Origin of the sequence: Bergeriella denitrificans NBRC 102155 (assembly GCF_001592185.1) — a bacterium.
Taxonomy (GTDB): Bacteria; Pseudomonadota; Gammaproteobacteria; order Burkholderiales; family Neisseriaceae; genus Neisseria; species Neisseria denitrificans.
On the sequence record NZ_BCWL01000266.1, the window covers coordinates 1 to 2415 of the forward strand.

The window sequence follows — 2415 nt, forward strand, 5'->3', positions numbered from 1 at the left end:
CCATTCTTATTTTAAATGACTATAACGGTAATGATCTTTTGAAGCGGTGGGCAACGAGTTGCCCACCCTACGCTTATTTCTGCCTGCAAATGGAGATTGACGGACCGGTACAGTCATCGGCAGGCGGTACATGGATTTTTTGTTTAAATTTTGATGTATTTGCTATGACGCTGTTTGCTCTTCTTTTTAGGGCGGAAGGAATGCGTGTCTAAAAAAAGCCGTCTGAAAACAGACGGCTTTTTTGAGTATCAAACAAATGCTTTTCCGTATCGGCCTGCACGCAGTGATCGGGTAAACCGGATGACGGCGGATACGGTCTATTTCCGGCTGCTGATTTCGCGGCGGAGCAGCCGCCAGAGCAGGGTCAGCAGCAGGCCGGGAGTGGATGCGGATTTGCCGCTGCGGGCGCGGGCGGCGTAGAGGCTGCCGCCGATGCCAAGCAGCTCGGGCAGGAGATGGCTGCGGCTGCAGTTTTTTTGGCGGGCGCGGGCATGGGCGGCGCTGACTTTCAGGCGCGCCAGTTTGATTTCCAGCTCGAGCAGCTCGCGTTCTTGATGGCGTTCCGTCATGAAGGTTCTCCCGATGATGGCCGTTCCGCTTCGCCGCGCAGGTAGGCGAGGTCGGTGCGGATGTCTTGCAGGGTGGCGGCGATTTGGCTGCTTTGCTTGCGCCAGCCTGCGCTCAGTCTGAGCAGCAGCAGGGCGATGAGCAGCACGGTGCCGGCGCTGATGCCGAAAAACGTCCACAGCGCGGCATCGCCGTCCAAAATGCGGTTAAGGCCGAACAGCAGGCTGATGAGTGCGACCAGCAGCAACACGGCGCACACGAGTAAGGCGGCGGCGATGCGCAGGAAGTTGGCGGCTTGGTCGGATAAGTCCAGATGGAGCAGGCGCAGGCGCAGCAGCATCAGGTCCAGCCCTTCGTTCAGCAGGATTTTGGCGTGGTCGATTTTTTCCCGTATTTCCATAATGTCTCTTTGCCGTGGGTCGGTGCGGTGAAAAATGCCGTCTGAAAAATGCGGTTTTTCAGACGGCAGGGGCATCAGCGGCGGTTAATCAGGATACCGACCACCAAGCCGGCCAGTGCGGCCAAGCCGATGGCGTGGTAGGGTTTGTCGCGCACGGTTTGGTCGGCGCGGGTGCTTTGCTCTTTGATGTAGCGGTCGGCTTCGCGGCTGAACTCGGAAACGTGTTTTTTGCCTTGCGCCCAGTATTCGCCGGCTTGGTCTTCCAAGTCTTCGTAGCGGCGGCGGGCGTGTTTGGCAAACTGCTGCGTCTTGTCGGAGAACTCGTCTTCAAAGCGGGAGAGTTGCGCTTTGGCGGCATCCATTTTTTTCTGCAATTCGGCTTTAATCTGTTTGGCTTGCTCGCTGCCGGCTTCGCCGCTGTTTTTGTACAGGGCTTCGACATCGTCCATAACGGTGCGGATGTCTTTCAGCAGGGCTTCGCGGCGGGCTTCAAAATCGTGTTTGCTCATGGTCGTCTCCTTTTTGGGTGGTGTGCGGCCGTTTAAACCCGGCTCGGATGCGGTTTGCTGCCTGCCGAATGTCGGTTTGTACGGCTATCCGTTTGATGGATAAGCATCACTATAGGGAAGTTTAGGGCGACGGGACAAGCCGTATTGCATGAATTTACAAGGCTTTTCAGTCTTTTGGCTGATTTTGCGGGCGTAAAAAAGCCGCCCGGAGGCGGCTTTGGGGTTTGCGGCGTTATTTGCCCAGGGCATCGCGGCGGCTCAGTACTTGGTCGATTAAGCCGTATTCCTGCGCTTCTTCGGCGGTCATGTAGTTGTCGCGGTCGGTGTCGCGCTCGACTTTTTCCAAATCCTGGCCGGTGTGTTCGGCAATCAGGCGGTTTAATTTGGCTTTGGTTTTCAGCAGCTCTTTGGCGTGGATTTCGATATCCGATGCCTGGCCGGACAGCCCGCCGCTAATCAGCGGCTGGTGAATCATAACGCGGCTGTTGGGCAGGGCGAAGCGTTTGCCTTTGGCGCCGGCGGAGAGCAGGAATGCGCCCATGCTGGCGGCCATGCCCATGCATAGGGTGGAGACGTCGGGCTTGATGAAATTCATGGTGTCGTAAATCGACATGCCGGCGCTGACGGAGCCGCCGGGGGAGTTGATGTACAGGAAAATGTCTTTGTCGGGGTTTTCGCTTTCCAAAAACAGTAATTGGGCGACGACCAGATTGGCGGATTGGTCGTTGACGGGGCCGGTCAGGAAGATGATGCGCTCTTTCAGCAGGCGGGAGTAGATGTCGAATGCGCGCTCGCCGCGGCCGCTCTGCTCAATCACGGTGGGGACTAAGTAGTTTTGAAAATCTGGAGTCATTTCGGTTTCCTCGAATGGTGAAAAGCACCTCGGCACGCTTGACGCTGCTTTGGTGCTTTTTATAGTCGAATAAAATAAAAATGAGA

General features: G+C 56.3%; 5 protein-coding genes. 1 reads left to right on the plus strand and 4 read right to left on the minus strand.

Annotated features, from left to right (window positions below; genetic code table 11):
• A partial coding sequence (locus BDE01S_RS11615; RefSeq protein ID WP_218015873.1) for a hypothetical protein occupies positions 1–212 on the plus strand: 212 nt, incomplete at its 5' end.
• A gap of 105 nt (positions 213–317) precedes the next feature.
• On the opposite strand, the gene BDE01S_RS10030 is transcribed toward BDE01S_RS11615, so the two are convergent.
• The 4 genes from BDE01S_RS10030 to clpP form a co-directional block, all read right to left on the minus strand.
• Positions 318–569, minus strand: coding sequence for a hypothetical protein (locus BDE01S_RS10030; protein WP_066081072.1), 252 nt, complete (start codon positions 567–569; stop codon positions 318–320).
• Positions 566–967, minus strand: coding sequence for a phage holin family protein (locus tag BDE01S_RS10035; protein ID WP_066081080.1), 402 nt, complete (start codon positions 965–967; stop codon positions 566–568). The genes BDE01S_RS10030 and BDE01S_RS10035 overlap by 4 nt, the downstream gene beginning before the upstream one ends.
• A gap of 74 nt (positions 968–1041) precedes the next feature.
• A complete protein-coding gene (locus BDE01S_RS10040) occupies positions 1042–1476 on the minus strand; it encodes a DUF883 family protein (protein ID WP_066081075.1) in 435 nt (144 codons plus the stop codon).
• 232 nt (positions 1477–1708) lie between these two features.
• A complete protein-coding gene (gene clpP / locus BDE01S_RS10045; protein ID WP_066081078.1) occupies positions 1709–2329 on the minus strand; it encodes an ATP-dependent Clp endopeptidase proteolytic subunit ClpP in 621 nt (206 codons plus the stop codon).
• Positions 2330–2415 lie beyond the last annotated feature (86 nt).

Excerpts from the sequence above, each read along its gene's own strand:
- clpP (WP_066081078.1), bottom strand. The coding sequence starts at position 2,329 with ATGACTCCAGATTTTCAAAACTACTTAGTCCCCACCGTGATTGAGCAG.
- BDE01S_RS10040 (WP_066081075.1), bottom strand. The coding sequence starts at position 1,476 with ATGAGCAAACACGATTTTGAAGCCCGCCGCGAAGCCCTGCTGAAAGAC.
- BDE01S_RS10030 (WP_066081072.1), bottom strand. The coding sequence starts at position 569 with ATGACGGAACGCCATCAAGAACGCGAGCTGCTCGAGCTGGAAATCAAA.
- BDE01S_RS10035 (WP_066081080.1), bottom strand. The coding sequence starts at position 967 with ATGGAAATACGGGAAAAAATCGACCACGCCAAAATCCTGCTGAACGAA.